Genomic DNA, 17,428 nt, shown 5'->3' with positions numbered 1-17,428 from the left:
TTATAATATATCATATAAATCCAATTTAAAATATTTCATCATGAAAAGACCTAACAATGGCCCTCTCTCTTTTTGGAGGGAAAAAACATCTGCACCATTTTGTTGCAGAACAGGATGTAGCGAAAGAATTATTCGCATTGCTCGTTGAAGCAAAAACAATGTATCTCCGTGATGTCGTGACGGGCAATAAGCAGTACTACCGTTACGTGGAGGATTTCGTAAACAGCCACCGGTATATCGACTGTGACCATGCGGTCTGCCGGAACTGCCATGAAATGAACATTCATATCATCAAGGGGCTATTAAACGATTGCTCCCATCTTATCCGAGCATTTTTTACCGAAGCAGACTTCTCGTTCGAGAAGTGTATGGAACTGAAACGAACGTATGATACGTTTGTGCCACCATCACAGTCCGTCACGTGCTGCAAAGATGGACCGACAAGAATTTATCCTCTTTCTTTTGGATGCAATCTCACTCGTAAACAGATGATAGGTATTACAGCTTGTGCCAATGCTTATCATCTGTTTTGCGTTTCTACCCTACACGTTGAAGATATGGAAGCCCTGCTTTCCTGTAAAGAAGGATTCTGTATTCGTGTAAACAATATCCGCCATGTGGCCATCCTGTTTGATACACTCCTTGAGCACTCGTTTATCCAAGCCAAATGGCAGTCCGTTCTCAGTAATGGGCGGTTCTTGCAAACCAAGGATGGAAAAGGATTCGTTTCAGCTTCAAGCCTTTCATCCGCTCTGTCTGCCTTGCGTAACAACATGACATCAACAGGTTACGGTATCAGACGAGCCATTGATGAGCTGAGAGAGTGGTAAGAAGTGCCAATAAGCGAAGTATGTGAAAGGTAAAAGCGTGACAGTTGCCGTGATACGTGGTTACTATCACGGTACAAACTCACGCTGACCTTTTGGGTTGCCCTATCTTTGACCTCCGTTAGCGCGCTACATAACGGAGGATATACTTCATTGTCTAAATTTATAATAACTCATTTATGCAAAATAATAGATTGACATTCATGGAACGGCTGAGTGAACGGCTTACAAGCGTCGAAGCCATCCTAAAGAAATTAGATCCGATAGAAAGTCTGTTGGAACGCATCGCATTGCTGGAAAAAAATATATATACCACCAAACAGGTGTTTACCTTCCAAGAGGCTTGTATGTATATCGGAATATCCGAGAGTATGCTGTACAAGCTAACATCAGGCAAGGAGATTCCGCACTACAAGCCACGTGGCAAAATGATATATTTCGCCAAAGAAGATCTGGATGAATGGCTTTTACAGAATTATGAACCAACCGTAGATGAAGCAGCACGTATGGCAAACGAGGCCGCTGCCACACAACCTTTCTTTAATCAAAGACGCCATGGAAAACGAAAGAAGAACTGAATATAATGTGGATATGAGGCCGGAGGAGGATTTCTTATCGGATATCCTCTCCGCCTCGCAGATTCGGGCGACGGATACCTATGAAACGCCGCCACAGATTATCTGGATAGACAACTCGACCATTGCTACGCTCGGCAACTTCAGCGCATCAACCGGCAAGGCGAAATCAAAAAAAACATTTAACGTTTCGGCCATTGTCGCTGCATCGCTGGCAGGGAAACAAGTGCTGAACTACCGGGCGCACCTCCCGGAAGGTAAACGCAAGATTCTGTACGTGGACACGGAGCAGAGCCGCTTCCATTGTCATAATGTACTGGAACGCATCTTGCGGCTTGCCGGACTGCCCACTACAACCGACAGTGAAAACCTCGACTTTATTTGCTTGCGCGAATACTCTCCGGCAATACGCATTGGGGTCATCGACTACGCCTTACGTCAAAGAAAAGGATACGGACTTGTTATCATCGACGGTATCCGTGACCTGATGCTTGACATAAACAGTACCGGTGAGTCCGTGGAAGTCATTAACAAGATGATGGAATGGTCATCAAAGTATGACCTGCATATCCACTGTGTGCTACACTTGAATAAAGGAGATAACAATGTGCGCGGGCATATCGGTACGGAAATGAGCAACAAGGCGGAGACTGTACTGGTCATCAGCAAAAACAACGATTGTCCCAACGTCAGCGAAGTTCATGCGTTGCACATCCGTGAGAAAGAGTTTAAACCTTTTGCTTTCACTGTCAATGAGGGCGGGCTCCCGGTTCTCGCAGAAGGGCATTTGTTTGAGAATGCCCCACATCAGAAACCGAAACAGCGGACGGGTTTTATGGAACTAAGCATCGAACAGCACCGTGAAGCCCTTTCCGCTGCATTTGGAGACAAACCCATCCGTGGGTTTGAAAATATGCTGCAAGCCATGATGACTGCTTACGAGGCAATCGGGTTTAAGCGTGGGAGAAATGTAATGGTCAAACTGCTGCAATATCTGACTGACACCTTAAAACTGGTTATCAAACGAGATAAACTTTTTTATTATGACATGACACAGGCAGAAACCATGCTTTTCGATGAAGAATGAGAGCGGGCGCGGGCCTATATAATTCAGTTTAATTTAGTATTTATATATATAGGGGCGCAAACTAAACTAAACCGCTTTTGTACAAACAAGTGAAAAGAAATTTAATATGACCATAGACGAAGCAAAACGAGTGCGTATCGTGGACTTTTTGGCCCTGCTCGGCCACCGTGCGCAGTATATGAAATCAGAGCAATATTGGTATCTTTCGCCTCTCAGGAAAGAGGTGACGCCATCGTTCAAAGTCAATGACCGGCTGAATGAATGGTATGATTTTGGCGAGGCCACCGGAGGCGACCTTGTGGAACTGGGTAAGTACCTTTGCGGAACTAAAAGTGTGAGTGAAGCATTAGCATACATCAAACGGTATGTCAATGGTGTGTCGCTGCCGAAAACCCGGGCGTTGCCCGCAACCTCTCGACCAGTAGAAGCCGACATGAAGAATTTGATTATCGTGCCGCTGCGACACCACGCACTGCTCTCATATCTCCATTCACGTATGATTGATTCGGATATCGGACGAATGTTCTGCAAGGAAGTCCATTACGAACTGCGCCAGAGACGTTACTTTGCACTGGCCTTTGGCAATATATCCGGTGGATACGAGGTACGAAACCCTTATTACAAAGGATGTATCAAGAACAAGGACATTTCCTTGATACCCCAATCGCGTGGTGAGGCACAGAGCCGTGTCTGCCTATTTGAAGGATTCATGGACTTTCTGTCCTATCTAACCCTAAAACAGACGGACGATAGTGCCATTTGCATTAATGCCCCCTGTGACTACCTTGTTATGAACTCGGTCAGTAATCTGAAAAGGACATTGACGTATTTGCAAAAATACACGTATATTCACTGTTACCTTGACAATGACCTTGCCGGACAAAAGACAGTGGAAACCATAGCCGGGATGTATGGCAGATGCGTCTATAACGAATCAAACTGTTATGCCGGTTACAAAGACCTGAACGACTACTTACGTGGGAAGAAACAATGAACAACCCGCTCCCTAAGCCCTCCTTCATCACGGAGGGCTTTTTTTATATCCCGACTTTTCCTGTTTTCTTATCCAAAATCATATTTGAATATGATTTTGAAATATGATTTTTAGATTTTGAAAAAATGTTATATTGAAACGATACGTTTTATAATCAATAATTTTATCTTTCAAATTATCCATTCTTATTTTGCACACACAACCAAATATAAAAATCATATTATACAAAAATATATGAAATCATATTTTATTTTCACCATTGTCCTGACGGTTGCCTATCTCGTCTATTATGCAGTTATCATCGTGCAGGACCTTTATGGAAAAAAAGGAAATGGCAAGCCGGAAGAAGAGGTATTTGACCTCGGTGCGCCAGAAGATGAACAGAGTGTGTACGTGACGGAGAGCGATACGGGATTCAATGTGGGTAATGAGAAATATGAAACAGATGTTGCCCCTACCGCTTCGCCTGCACCACAGGAGACGGAAACCGCAGACAATAATGGCGAGATAGCCGTGGCGGAGAAGCTAAAACGCCTGAAAGCCCAAGCGGAGGAACAGATGGAAGAAACCGAGACCTACCTGTCGGACGCATACACGGCAGACGAACTATACAAAGCGATGCTTGCCAAAGGAAAGACGGGCAACCGTCCGAAACTGGTATGGAAACCTCTCAAAGACCGATTGTAAAATGTCGAAAGCAAAAAAAATATTATGTGCACTGTGCTTTGTCCCTTATGCGGCATTCGCCAAAAGTGGCAGCGTAAACTACAGTTGGGGTGCAGACGCACTGGCAACGATGCACGACTTCGTGGTGACGATGATGCTGTACGTGCTGTACATCTGCTACGCTGTCGCCTCGGTTTTCGTAGTCGTTGCCGCGCTCCAGATCTATATCAAAATGAACACAGGCGAGGACGGCGTGGTGAAGTCTATCGTATCACTTGTCGGTGCGTGCCTCTTCATCATTGGTGCTTCAATCGTGTTCCCTGCTTTCTTCGGCTACCGCATATAGGTGGCTGACAGAAGTGTAAAATAAATTCAAAAAACAAGAGTACCACAAAAATGTAATAAATATGTTTCAGAAATTCAAAAGAATGTGCCGAAAGGCAAAGAAAACCATCATGCAAGTTTCCACCAAAGTAAGAATGTTAATCATTGCCCTGTTGGGAGGCATACCTGCTATGGCTCAAAGTACAGCAGGCGATTACTCGGCCGGTACGACAGCTCTATCAACCGTAGCGGAGGAAATCGTGAAATACGTTCCTGTCATGGTCAAACTCTGCTATGCCATTGCTGGTGTCGTGGCCATCATCGGAGCCATTTCGGTGTATATTGCCATGAGTGCGTCCGTAATGGTTGCATGATAAATACCTCTTTAGCAAGAGGATAGGTCAGGGTTCAAGTGACCTACTTCCACCCAAATAAGCCCGAGGGGAAACCTAAAGGTGAAAATAGCACTTTGGGAAAGCAATAAGTCAGTCAAAAGCCAGACTGCGACTGAATTGCGAGGGAGAAAGACAGATATGAGGATAAAGTCCATACTGATTGAACGATAGCCCAGCGACAAAAGATGTAGCTGCGACGGAAGGCTTTTACAAACGTCGCATTGTGGCACTTAGACAACGTCATTGGTGTTATAGCAAAGAACCAGCCACAACGCAACCGCAGTAAGCGGAGAAAAGGGCGGAAGTCGTATCCGACAATCTGTCGTGCTAATAGTTATCATGCAGCTAAACGGAGATTACCTAAGTTGGAAAGCCATGAAAGTGGCTATGAGCTTTGGCTTTGAATATCCAATATGGTAACGGAGTTCCCATAGTAGTCCGAGCAAGGTAATGCCTTGTACATGGCGAAGGGGAACAGTTAGTAATGTTTTAATACAAATTTTGAAAACGTGTAAGACGTATGGAAAAATCAGAAAGAGTATTAAAAGCTCTAAGTGACCACAGTCAAAGTTCGGATTATAAGTACGAGCGACTGTATCGGTATCTGTTCAGTGAAGAGATGTTCGCTGTAGCCTACCAACGCATCTATGCGAAGCAAGGCAACATGACACCCGGAACTGACGGCAAGACCATCGATGAGATGAGTCTTGAAAGGATTGAAAGATTGATTGTGTCCTTAAAGGACGAAAGTTACCAACCCCACCCTGCACGCAGAGTGTACATACCGAAGAAGAACGGCAAGAAACGTCCGCTCGGTATTCCCTCATTCGAGGACAAATTGGTGCAGGAGGTAGTTAGACTGCTGCTTGAAGCCATTTATGAAGGTCATTTTGAAGGCACTTCACATGGTTTCCGACCGCACCGAAGCTGCCACACGGCATTGGGTATGATACAGAAGTCTTTTGCGGGAGCAAAGTGGTTTATCGAGGGAGACATCAAAGGCTTCTTTGACAACATAGACCACAACGTACTGATTAGCATTCTTCGTGAACGCATATCAGACGAACGCTTCCTAAGACTTATCCGTAAATTCTTCAATGCAGGGTATGTGGAGGACTGGAAGTACAACAAGACGTACTCAGGAACTCCGCAAGGTGGAATAATCAGCCCCATATTGGCTAACATCTACCTTGACAAGTTCGACAAGTATATCAAGGAGTACGCAGCCAAATTCCGCAAAGGTGACAGACGCAGCATCAATCCCGAATACTGGCGTTTGAACAATAAGAAGAACAGGCTGAAACAGAAGTTGCAGAAAACATCCGATGAGCAGATGCGGAAAAACTATCTGTATGAAATTGCCCAACTGAGCAAACAGATGCTGTCCACTCCTCACAAGGATGCAATGGATGCGGACTTTAGAAGATTGCAGTATGTAAGATACGCGGACGATTTCCTTATATCGGTTATCGGAAGCAAGTCTGAATGCGAGACCATCAAAGCGGACATCACCCAATTCATGAGAGAACAACTCAAACTTGAATTGTCCGATGAGAAAACTTTGATAACACACGCACAAGACAAGGCGAAATTTCTTGGATATGAAATCTTCATCAGAAAGTCAGATGCAGTGAAAAGGAACAGGGACGGAGTACTCAAAAGAGACTTCAACGGCGCAGTGGTGTTAACCCTTAACTCGGCTGTGATACAAAAGAAGCTCACTGAATACAACGCTTTGGAGGTCAGAAACATTGACGGCAAAGACATTTGGTGGTCAAAGCCTCGCAGATATATGACTCCAATGAAGCCCGAAGATATTCTTGCCCAATACAATGCGGAAATCAGAGGACTTTACAACTACTATTCACTTGCCGCAAACGTGTCCAAAGAATGTGCATCTTTCGCCTTCATTATGAAGATGAGTATGTTCAAGACACTTGGCTGGAAACTGAACACTTCCGCAAGGAAAGTTCGCCAGAAGTATCAGAAGGACAAGGACTTTGTCATTCCGTACAACGATGCCAAGGGAAAGCAGAAGTACAGAGTCTTCTACAATGAGGGTTTCAAAAAGAGAAATGCGCAGTTCGATGTTGACTATGACAAACTGCCACAGACCATGTATGTGCCATATCCGAGCCTTGTGGAAAGGTTGAAGGATGGACGGTGTGAACTTTGTGGTAAGGATGGGAAAGTAGTCATGCACCATGTGAGGACACTCACCAAGCTGAAAGGCAATAATGAGTGGGAGAAACTGATGCTCCAAAGACATCGCAAGACACTTGTTGTCTGCGAGGACTGCAACTCAATGATTCAGAACTATGGTAAAGAGTAATGTTACTAATGGAAAGCCGTATACATGGAGACATGTAAGTACGGTTTGGGGGCGAGTACTCGGAAACCGCCCACCGCAAGGTGGGTATGGCGCTGGGTGCTTAGCCCACACAACGAGGAACAGGATGTCAAGAAGAAGATTATAATGGTAGTTGGGGCGTGCCTTTTCTTGATTGCGGCAGCCCAAGCATTACCTCTATTCTTCGGAATTAACGCATAAACAGTCAGGGGAAATGATTAATGACGGACGTTATCCGGATTATCCGCTGTTCAAGGGGTTACAACGGCCTTTGGAGCTGATGGGATTACAAGGCCGCTACATCTATTGGGCGGCAGGCGTGGCTGGTGGAGCCATTGTGGGCTTTATCGCCGCCTACTGTCTTATGGGCTTTGTGGCCGGACTGGTCGTATTGGCAACTGTCTTATCTGCGGGAATCGTGCTTATCATCCTCAAACAGCGAAAAGGGCTGCACAGCAAAAATGTAAAACGTGGAGTGTATGTGTATGCCTATTCGCACAAATTATGACTATAAGAAAAACCATCACGGCAATGTGTGTGGCTGATTGATTGTTGAACGCGGGCGGGTCCGCCTCCAGCCGAGGCAGACCTGCCCCTATTTAATGAACGAATATCGGAATGACCCTATATATCATTTTATTTTTCATCGCCCTATGTACGGGTATGGCCTTGTCAGTCTATACGTTCGGTACGGGCGGCAAGCGCAAGCACATCTTTCAGAATATCTATTTCTCTGTGGAAGATACAGATGGTGTGGGTGTGCTGTACACCAAGACGGGTGAATATTCCGCCGTCTTAAAAATCGAAAATCCGGTACAGAAGTATTCGGCGGACATTGACAGCTATTACGATTTCACGCATCTATTCTCTGCCCTTGCGCAAACACTGGGCGAAGGATATGCCTTACACAAACAGGACATCTTCGTGAGAAAACAGTTCGCGAACGAGCCGGAGCATAATCAAGAATTTCTCTCAGCATCGTACTTCCGTTATTTTAATGGGCGTCCGTACACGGACAGCCTTTGCTATCTGACTATCACACAGGAAGCCAAGAAGAGTCGTCTTTTCTCTTACGATAGCAAGAAATGGCGCGATTTCCTCGTGAAAATTTATAAGGTTCGAGACCTACTACGCGACAGCGGTGTACAAGTGAAATTTCTGAACAAAGCCGAGGCAAGCGAATATGTGGACCGTTACTTTGCGATGAACTTCAAAGACCGTACGGTCTCGATGACGAATGTCAAGGCTGACGACGAAACGGTATCTATGGGTGACAAACGCTGTAAGGTGTACAGCCTCGTGGACGTGGACTGCGCCGCACTCCCCTCGCTGATACGTCCCTATACCAATATCGAGGTGAATAATACCGAGATGCCAGTGGATCTTGTCTCGGTGGTGGATAATATTCCGAACGCAGAAACGGTGGTGTACAACCAAATTATTTTCCTGCCCAGTCAGAAGCGTGAACTGGCATTACTCGACAAAAAGAAGAACCGGCACGCAAGCATCCCCAATCCAAGTAACCAAATGGCCGTAGAGGACATCAAGCAGGTACAGGACGTAATAGCCCGTGAAAGCAAACTGCTCGTGTACACACACTTCAACATGGTGGTGGGCGTGCCTGCCGACACCGACCTTCAAAAATGCACGAATCACTTGGAAAACGCTTTTGGGCGCATGGGCATACATATCAGTAAGCGTGCATACAACCAACTGGAACTGTTCGTCAGTTCGTTTCCGGGCAACTGTTACAGCCTGAACGAGGAATATGACCGTTTTCTGACCCTCTCCGACGCTGCGGTATGCCTGATGTACAAGGAACGGGTGCAGCATAGTGAGGAAACGCCGATAAAAATTTATTATACTGACCGTCAAGGTGTTCCGGTAGCTATCGACATCACGGGAAAAGAGGGAAAGAACAAGCTGACCGACAACTCGAATTTTTTCTGCCTGGGGCCTTCGGGCAGCGGAAAGAGTTTCCACATGAACTCCGTCGTGCGCCAGTTGCATGAACAGGGGACGGACGTGGTAATGGTCGATACGGGTAACTCATACGAGGGGCTATGCGAGTATTTCGGCGGCAAGTATATCAGCTATACCGAGGAACGGCCCATCACGATGAATCCGTTCCGTATCAATCGGGAAGAGATGAACGTAGAAAAAACGGGATTCTTGAAAAACCTCGTCTTGCTTATCTGGAAAGGTACGCAGGGAACGGTCACAAAGACGGAAGACCGTCTGATAGAGCACGTCATCACGGAATATTACGACGCCTACTTCAATGGTTTCGAGGGCTTCACACCCCAACAGCGTGAGGACTTGCGTAAGAGCCTCGTTATTGATGACCGCAACAGCAGTGAGAAGCGGCACGAAAGCGAACGGGAACGCGCGGTCCGCATCGAGGGTATCATTGACGAGATAGAGGGCCGACGCAAGGAACTGAAAGTGGAGGAACTGTCATTCAACTCTTTCTATGAATATTCCGTGCAGCGCATCCCGGATATCTGTGAGGAGAACCGTATCACGGGCATCGACCTCTCGACATACCGCTATATGATGAAGGACTTCTATTTGGGCGGCAACCACGAAAAAACGCTGAACGAGAACATGGACAGCTCGCTGTTCGACGAGACGTTCGTGGTCTTCGAAATCGACAGCATAAAAGATGACCCGCTGCTTTTTCCTTTGGTCACGCTGATTATCATGGATGTTTTCTTGCAAAAAATGCGCATCAAGAAGAACCGCAAAGTCCTTGTCATCGAGGAAGCATGGAAAGCCATCGCCAGCCCGCTGATGGCGGAGTACATTAAATTTATGTACAAAACAGCGCGTAAATTCTGGGCCAGTGTGGGCGTGGTGACACAGGAAATACAAGACATCATCGGCAGCGAAATCGTGAAAGAGGCCATCATCAATAACTCGGATGTGGTGATGCTGCTTGACCAGAGCAAATTCAAGGAACGTTTCGACACCATCAAGACGATTCTTGGCCTAACGGACGTGGACTGTAAGAAAATTTTCACCATTAACCGCCTTGAAAACAAGGAAGGACGCAGCTTCTTCCGCGAGGTGTTTATCCGTCGGGGCACGACCAGCGGTGTTTATGGCGTGGAAGAACCGCGCGAGTGCTACATGACTTACACGACCGAACGAGCGGAGAAAGAGGCTCTGAAGCTTTACAAGCGCGAGTTACAATGCAGCCACCAAGAGGCTATCGAGGCATATTGCCGCGACTGGAATACCAGCGGTATCGGCAAGGCATTGCCGTTTGCGCAGAAAGTTAATGAAGCGGGATGTGTACTGAACTTAACCACTAAAATAACATCATAATGAAAACGAAAAGGATTTTAATCACCCTGTCACTGGGCTACGGGATAAATATGATGGGGTTTGAAAGCAGCTTGACGCGCGAACAAATCTCTGTCAGCAATCCGGAACTCACTGTTTTGTCCCTCCGGGAGTTTTGTATGCTGTCCAAGGAGAACCTGCTCCGCATGGATGACATGACACCGGACAAAGTAGCCGCCATCGAACGGTTGTTGGCAGAGTATTCCCTTCGGTTGGGTATGTCCGATGTAGAACTGGAAGCGTATTTGAACCGGTATTATGAAGAAAACCCCAAAGAAAAGGAGTTTTACGATATGTGCGACAGGCTATGTAACAGCAAACCTGTCTTCGATGAAAACAGGTTTCGAGAAGAACTATTCAGGGAACTGAACAGTAGTCCGATGAGTGAAAAAAGACTAAGTGACTTGGGATGGCTACGTTATCAGACCGTGCGCGAAACTTATCTAAACCAGCCTTTCTTTTTGAGATGGTTCGGCTCCCAAGAAGCCCGGATCAAAAGGGCCATCAAGGATACTACCATCATACATGATATGTTCTGCCGACTTGTCACGGAGAATTGTATCGAATCTGAACGGTGGTATTTCAATCACAAGGAACCGGAATACATAAAAGAGGTCTGAAACGATGAAACGGCTGTTTATCTTTTGGGTTATCCTATTGCCTGCCCTGACACAGCACGTTCACGCACAATATTACAGCGTGAACTATGACGCTCGTACCGTGGCGGCCATGGCCGCAGCATTCGGCACGGAGGCAGTAGCCGAAAGCTACTACCGCGAGCAGGTGGATGATATTCTGAAACACTATACGGCGGCAGAAGTGGCGGCAGCAGGGATATTTTCTTCCAAATTTTTGGAACACAAGGCTCTGTCCGACCTTGGCATCTGGTGCAGCAGCACGGAAAATTACTACTATCGTCGAATTTACCACATGGTGGCAGAAAAAATCATGCCGAAAATATGGGTGGTGGCGAAGCTGATGCTGCGCTCACCACAAACAGCAATCCACTGGGGCAGCTATCTGATGAAGGTGTGCGACGATACGAAGAGCCTGTGTATGCAGTTCGAAAGTGTGGTGACAAACAGCACGCTGTCGTTCTCGGACATCGCTTTTCTGGAAATTGACCGCGACATTGCCACCTTGCTGAACCTCGCAGAATTGGGCGGTACCGATTGGCAACGGATGTTGGACAACTTTACCAAAGTGCCGGGCAATTTCACGATTGAGAACTTAAAGGGCGACATTGACAACCTTTATAACATGGGCGTAGGGCTGGCAACATCAGGTATGGAGAACCTCGGTGACGCTCTACTGCAAAGTAGTGCGTTCCATGACCTGCTGGGTGGCAAAGTCAATGAAATCGGCAACCTGTATGAACACTACGGTACTCTCTTCGAGCAGGCGGAACATGACATCGGCAGTCTGCTAATCGACATGGTGGGCGGTCAGGATAGCGTGGCCGCATTGTTCAATTTCAGCAACTACGACCTCACATCGTGGATGACCGACTATATGGACAATGCTGTCGGGAACTATTACACGCAACGGTGGTATATCGCACGGCGTGATCAAGGAAGCATTTCTCTATGCGACTACTACCCACCGACAGACGACAACAGCATATTGAATGGGGGCGCATGGACACGCTTTAACACGAGTGATCCGGGATTTTATCCGAACGCTTCGCAACGGGAGCAGGCCCTCGCCAATTCAGAACGGTATGCCGGATGGTCAAGAAGCCGAGTGCAACAGCTCAACAATAGCAACGATGGCTACACCTATACTATCAATACCCGACAACAGGCCTATATCATCAGTAAGGGTAACAAACAGACAAAGAAGGCATACGCCTACGAGATACACGTGACACAGAGTTGGAATCGGACGGAGGTGGTCTATGAGGATGTCTTCGACTCCTATTCGATGGATTTGAATACGTTCAAAGCGCAGCTCAATGCCCGCCTCTCGGAGTTCAATGACAACGAGGAAGGCTATGTCTATTACATAGCATCCGATGCACGGAACTATTATCAGGCGACGGATGCCGCAAAATTGCAGGGATGCGAAAGCGTGACCATCAGTGTAACCTGTTCAGACGGGGCGACGCTGGGACAAGGCTCGACACAATACAAGTGTCGCAAGTGTGGCGGCTCACTGGATGCCCACTCCAAAGAGTGCGTCATGCAGACCTCGGTAACGGAGAACGAACTGGACCTTTCAGAACTGGACGCACTGATACGGGAAGCGGACAATCAAGTCGCCGTTCTTCAATCTCAGATTAGTGCCTTGGAAAAGGAAAACGCCGACCTTCTGAAAAAAATTGCCGAGGCGAGCGTGGAAGACGCAGCAGCTTACCGGCAACAATATAACTCCAACCGGACACGTATCGAGGAACTGAAAAGCGAACTTGCCGAGTGGCAACAAAAACAGAAGGAGTACGCAGATGCAAAGCAGGAAGCGGAAGCAGAGAACGATGTGCCGACAGATGATTACTACCGCCTACCGGCTATCATGCAGGATTGCAAGACAGCCTATAGCCTCACTTGGCAGGACGGAGGTACATGGAGCGGCTATACGTTCGTCCGTAAGGCGACGATGCCGAACATCAATGGTATCATTACGTTCCGTGCGACTATTTCTATCGCACGGAAGCCGAAATACTTTCTGGGTATCAAGATTCACCGTGCCATTATCCAAATCAGTTGGGAATTGACTTCGGCATACACAGACACGCACGTTACCGATGTACTGACACTCGATCCGAACCTGCCGAACGAGGAAAAGACTAAAATCGTGAATAATCGCATATCGGAAATCGCACGGGAATATCCCAACTGTAAAATCACTACCGAGTATGCCCGTACAGAACCTATGGAAGAAGTACCGAACAGCGACGTGTACCACCTGCTTTGGTCAAGTGACCGCCTCGAAATCGCACGAGAAGTGGATTCACGTATCACGAAAATATACGCCGACCTCGTATCCTTGGAGAAGATGATGCACTACAAGCGGAACATCATCGACGTACTGAAGGATGTGCTACCGGGACTCGATACGGACGAGGGTCGTAGGCTGACACTCGTGGAAGAGTGCCATGACCGCTGGGTAGAAAACGCACGAACATCCCGAAGTGGCAGAAAGGAGGTACGGCCATGAAACGCACTATACTGATAGCCATTACGTTGCTTGCACTACTACCCGATGTCGCCAAGGGCCAATGGACATTCGATATCGTGTCGGTGGAAGCGTACATAAATGACCACAAAAAACAACGCAGCCTGTTGCTGGCCCGAAGCACGCTGGAATACAGCAACCAACTGCTGCATGAGTACAGCCGTGAGGAGACGGGCAAATACAAGGAAGTAAATATCGACCTTGACCGCTATACCCGTGCCTTTGATGTCATCGACGTGATGTACCAATCCCTGCGGACGGTGCTGAACGTGAAGGATACCTACAGCTCGGTAAGTGACCGTATCGGTGACTATAAGACCATGCTGGAGGCTTTCCATGAGAAAATCCTAAAACATGGGAACATCGAGCCGTCAGACGCACTGATACTGACTATCAATGAAAAAGCAATACGGGACATCGCCAACGAGGGAGAACACCTCTATAAGTCGGTGAGCGACCTCGTGCTGTATGCCACGGGCGCAGCGGCCTGCTCGACCAGCGACCTGCTTATGGTACTGGAGTCCGTGAACAAGTCGCTGGACAGCATTGAGCAACACTTGAACCGGGCATACATCGAGACATGGAGATACATACAGGTACGTATCGGCTACTGGAAATCGAAGATTTACCGGGAACGTACCAAACGGGAAATTATTGACGGTGCTTTCGGACGATGGCGCAATGCGGGACGACTGGATTATTGACGGTAAAAGAGGAAGGAGGTAAATAATGCCACAAGTTAGATTATGACTTCTATGTACCGAAATTGATAAGGGATATCTTAAAACGCAGGAAAAGCGTTTCGTCCTGAATGTTCGGAGAAGTACAAACAGAGAAAGAAACTTTAAGTACAAACAAGTCTATCTGGCCTATAACCAAGAGGCAAATGGACATTTGGATTAATAAAAGATGTAATGAAAAAGATCGTTTTTGAAAAAGACATTACGCTATATAAAGCCGATTGCCTTGAAGTAATGCCTCTTCTCCCAGAATCAAGTATTGATTTAGTTCTATGCGACCCACCTTTCGGAATTACAGCCTCGCAATGGGATAAGATAATACCATTCTCGAAAATGTGGGAGGAGATTAGAAGAGTGAGAAAGGATAATGCGCCTACGGCTTTATTTGGCAGCGAACCGTTCAGCAGCCTTTTACGCTGTGGCAATTTAGCCGAATTTAAATATGACTGGGTATGGGAAAAGTCAAAAGCAAGCAATTTCCTTCTTGCTAAAAAGCAACCTCTAAAAGCGCATGAGCTAATCAGTATCTTTTGTAACGGCAGAACTCCTTATTATCCAATCATGGAGGAAGGTGAGCCTTATGAGAATCGTACAAAGAGAGGAAGTAACTGGACAGGAGTAAACAAGGTACCAAATCCTACATTCAGAAATGAAAACAAAGGAACGAGATACCCACGAAGTGTGAAATATTTTAAAACTGCGGAATCAGAGGGCAAAACGATTCATGTTAATCAAAAACCAGTCGCATTGTTGAAATATCTGATAAAAACATACACGAAAGAGGGTGACACAGTCCTTGATTTTGCCTCTGGAAGCATGAGCACTGCAATCGCCTGTATTCATACGAATAGAAAATGTATTTGTATTGAAAAGGATGATATGCACTTCTTGCGGGGAGAGGAAAGGATTAGAAATGAATATAATATAAAAAGAAATGTGGAATAATCCTGGTGATTAACTGATTGAAGCACATTGAGTATTGAAAGATTAATAACAAATAACCGAAAGTAAATATGGACAGAATACTCTTACTCGTGACGGTTACAATAATTGCAACCACGGCGGCAAAGGCACAATCCGTGACCTATAACCACGATTCGCCGAAACAAAACCAAGTAACAGTAATGGAAACCGGTACGGGAGCACTCTCGCCCGACCTCTACTACTCCATACTGCACAACAAGTATAAGAAGTCGGCAGCAGTCAAGAACAAACTGTCGTTCCGCACACTGGCGGGCGTCCACCTATACAACCAAACGGACGAAGCTGAAGCCATCGACTCGGCATTGGTGAGCCGGGCAAAGATAGAAGCCTTGAACGTGGCTGACCGTCAAGCGGACATCGCATGGGTCGCTGAAGGCGATAAGGTCAACGGACAGATGGTACGGTTCAAACGAAACATAGACCGCATCTTGCCTGTCGGGGGGACACCGGAGGATAAAGACAGATGGACGGAATATTACCATATCTACCAGTGCGCCATTGATGCAACGAAAGATGCCTATATGCCCAACGCACAGCGGAAGAAAGAGTATCTGCGCATCTACGAGGATATAACTCGACAGAACGAAATCCTTGTCGGCTACCTTGCCAAACGGCAGAATACTACGATAACAAGTACGCTACTGAATGCTACCGCTGACCGTACTCTGGATAAGGAGAGTATTGTCCGCGATGCGGTGAACCGATGGCACGAATCGCGCTTTGCCGTGCGCGGCCCGCAATCAGGCAATAACACGGGTGGCAGCGGCGACGGAGATGAAACAGTAAACAAAGGGAACTGAAAAAACAAAAACGTATGGCAGACGGAAATATACTCTCGGATTTCGGTATTAATATCCTTGAAGAAGAAATAGACGATGTGATTTTTCAAACGAACGAGTTCCTGACTGATGCGACTTTTACCGGCTCGCAGGGACCGTTCTGGTGGATACTACAAATGTGCATGGCACTGGCTGCCCTGTTCGCTATTGTGATGGCAGCGGGAATGGCGTACAAGATGATGGTGAAACATGAGCCACTGGATGTGCTGAAGCTGTTCCGTCCTTTGACTGTTTCAATCATCCTCTGTTGGTGGTATCCGCCAGCAGACACGGGTATGGCTGGCAGTGGGAGCAGTTGGTGTTTCCTTGACTTCCTGTCTTACATCCCGAACTGCATCGGCTCGTACACGCATGACCTGTACGAGGCAGAAGCCACCCAAATAGCGGACAAATTCGAGGAAGTGCAGCAACTTATCCATGTACGTGACACGATGTACCAAAGCTTGCAAGCACAGGCAGATGTCGCTCACACGGGTACCTCCGACCCGAATCTGGTAGAAGCGACCATGGAACAAACCGGAGTGGACGAAGTGACGAAGATGGAGAAAGACGCAGCCGAACTGTGGTTTACCTCACTGACGGCAGGAGTCATCGTAGGTATCGACAAAATCATCATGCTTATCGCTCTGATTGTGTATCGTATCGGATGGTGGGCAACCATCTATTGCCAGCAAATCCTACTGGGCATGTTAACAATATTCGGACCTATACAATGGGCGTTCTCGCTGTTGCCCAAATGGGAAGGTGCATGGGCGAAGTGGCTTATAAGGTATCTGACAGTACATTTCTATGGTGCAATGCTCTACTTCGTCGGCTTCTATGTGCTACTGTTATTCGACATTGTACTGTGCATACAGGTAGAAAACCTGACGGCAATCACAGCAAGCGAACAGACAATGGCGGCCTACTTGCAAAACAGCTTCTTCTCCGCCGGCTACTTGATGGCGGCAAGTATCGTGGCACTGAAATGCCTAAACCTCGTGCCGGACTTGGCAGCATGGATGATACCTGAAGGCGACACGGCCTTCTCTACACGGAACTTTGGAGAAGGTGTGGCGCAGCAGGCCAAAATGACGGCTACGGGCGGTATCGGCTCGATGATGAGATAATGATAAACCTAATATT

16 protein-coding genes and 1 pseudogene are annotated in these 17,428 nt (G+C 47.0%); all 17 read left to right on the top strand.

Annotated elements, in window-relative coordinates:
* The first annotated feature begins 56 nt into the window (after window positions 1–56).
* The 17 genes and pseudogenes from R3O62_RS15630 (at window position 57) to R3O62_RS15550 (ending at window position 17,412) form a co-directional block, all read left to right on the top strand.
* Entirely contained in the window at window positions 57–830 is a 774-nt protein-coding gene (locus tag R3O62_RS15630) for a hypothetical protein (RefSeq protein ID WP_008640347.1), read from the top strand.
* Window positions 831–1,006: 176 nt separating this feature from the next.
* Window positions 1,007–1,405 (top strand): helix-turn-helix domain-containing protein, encoded by a 399-nt coding sequence (locus R3O62_RS15625; protein WP_004322056.1) that lies wholly within the window; start codon window positions 1,007–1,009, stop codon window positions 1,403–1,405.
* On the top strand, window positions 1,383–2,489 hold the full coding sequence (locus R3O62_RS15620) for an AAA family ATPase (RefSeq protein ID WP_004310190.1): 1,107 nt from the start codon (window positions 1,383–1,385) through the stop codon (window positions 2,487–2,489). Before R3O62_RS15625 ends, R3O62_RS15620 begins: the two co-directional genes overlap by 23 nt.
* A gap of 106 nt (window positions 2,490–2,595) precedes the next feature.
* Complete coding sequence (locus R3O62_RS15615) at window positions 2,596–3,483, top strand: toprim domain-containing protein (RefSeq protein ID WP_008640349.1); 888 nt, start codon at window positions 2,596–2,598, stop codon at window positions 3,481–3,483.
* A 234-nt stretch (window positions 3,484–3,717) separates the two neighbouring features.
* A complete protein-coding gene (locus R3O62_RS15610) occupies window positions 3,718–4,170 on the top strand; it encodes a hypothetical protein (protein ID WP_008640351.1) in 453 nt (150 codons plus the stop codon).
* A 1-nt stretch (window position 4,171) separates the two neighbouring features.
* Window positions 4,172–4,495, top strand: a complete 324-nt coding sequence (locus tag R3O62_RS15605; RefSeq protein ID WP_004310187.1) for a DUF4134 domain-containing protein — start codon at window positions 4,172–4,174, stop codon at window positions 4,493–4,495.
* Window positions 4,496–4,556: 61 nt separating this feature from the next.
* Window positions 4,557–4,826: pseudogene (locus R3O62_RS15600) on the top strand (DUF4134 family protein); the annotation flags it as partial.
* A 562-nt stretch (window positions 4,827–5,388) separates the two neighbouring features.
* A complete protein-coding gene (locus tag R3O62_RS15595) occupies window positions 5,389–7,200 on the top strand; it encodes a reverse transcriptase domain-containing protein (protein ID WP_007219429.1) in 1,812 nt (603 codons plus the stop codon).
* 24 nt (window positions 7,201–7,224) lie between these two features.
* On the top strand, window positions 7,225–7,419 hold the full coding sequence (locus tag R3O62_RS15590) for a DUF4134 family protein (RefSeq protein ID WP_413958292.1): 195 nt from the start codon (window positions 7,225–7,227) through the stop codon (window positions 7,417–7,419).
* Between the two features lie 13 nt (window positions 7,420–7,432).
* Window positions 7,433–7,726: a DUF4133 domain-containing protein gene (locus R3O62_RS15585; RefSeq protein ID WP_117833886.1), complete on the top strand. Its 294-nt coding sequence runs from the start codon at window positions 7,433–7,435 to the stop codon at window positions 7,724–7,726.
* A gap of 110 nt (window positions 7,727–7,836) precedes the next feature.
* On the top strand, window positions 7,837–10,548 hold the full coding sequence (locus R3O62_RS15580; RefSeq protein ID WP_004322061.1) for a helicase HerA domain-containing protein: 2,712 nt from the start codon (window positions 7,837–7,839) through the stop codon (window positions 10,546–10,548).
* A complete protein-coding gene (locus R3O62_RS15575) occupies window positions 10,548–11,186 on the top strand; it encodes a hypothetical protein (RefSeq protein ID WP_004322062.1) in 639 nt (212 codons plus the stop codon). Before R3O62_RS15580 ends, R3O62_RS15575 begins: the two co-directional genes overlap by 1 nt.
* A gap of 4 nt (window positions 11,187–11,190) precedes the next feature.
* The gene (locus R3O62_RS15570; RefSeq protein WP_032577526.1) at window positions 11,191–13,722 is read left to right on the top strand and encodes a hypothetical protein; all 2,532 of its coding nucleotides are present in this window, start codon (window positions 11,191–11,193) and stop codon (window positions 13,720–13,722) included.
* Complete coding sequence (locus tag R3O62_RS15565) at window positions 13,719–14,444, top strand: hypothetical protein (RefSeq protein ID WP_004322064.1); 726 nt, start codon at window positions 13,719–13,721, stop codon at window positions 14,442–14,444. The genes R3O62_RS15570 and R3O62_RS15565 overlap by 4 nt, the downstream gene beginning before the upstream one ends.
* Before the next feature lie 210 nt (window positions 14,445–14,654).
* Complete coding sequence (locus R3O62_RS15560) at window positions 14,655–15,425, top strand: DNA-methyltransferase (RefSeq protein WP_004310179.1); 771 nt, start codon at window positions 14,655–14,657, stop codon at window positions 15,423–15,425.
* 68 nt (window positions 15,426–15,493) lie between these two features.
* Complete coding sequence (locus tag R3O62_RS15555) at window positions 15,494–16,264, top strand: DUF5045 domain-containing protein (RefSeq protein WP_032577527.1); 771 nt, start codon at window positions 15,494–15,496, stop codon at window positions 16,262–16,264.
* Between the two features lie 14 nt (window positions 16,265–16,278).
* Entirely contained in the window at window positions 16,279–17,412 is a 1,134-nt protein-coding gene (locus R3O62_RS15550) for a hypothetical protein (protein WP_117833885.1), read from the top strand.
* Window positions 17,413–17,428: the final 16 nt, after the last annotated feature.

Source organism: Bacteroides hominis (assembly GCF_033042785.2).
Lineage (GTDB): Bacteria > Bacteroidota > Bacteroidia > Bacteroidales > Bacteroidaceae > Bacteroides > Bacteroides hominis.
Note: the sequence above shows the minus strand (reverse complement) of the source record. Positions and strands in the feature narration are given on the sequence as shown.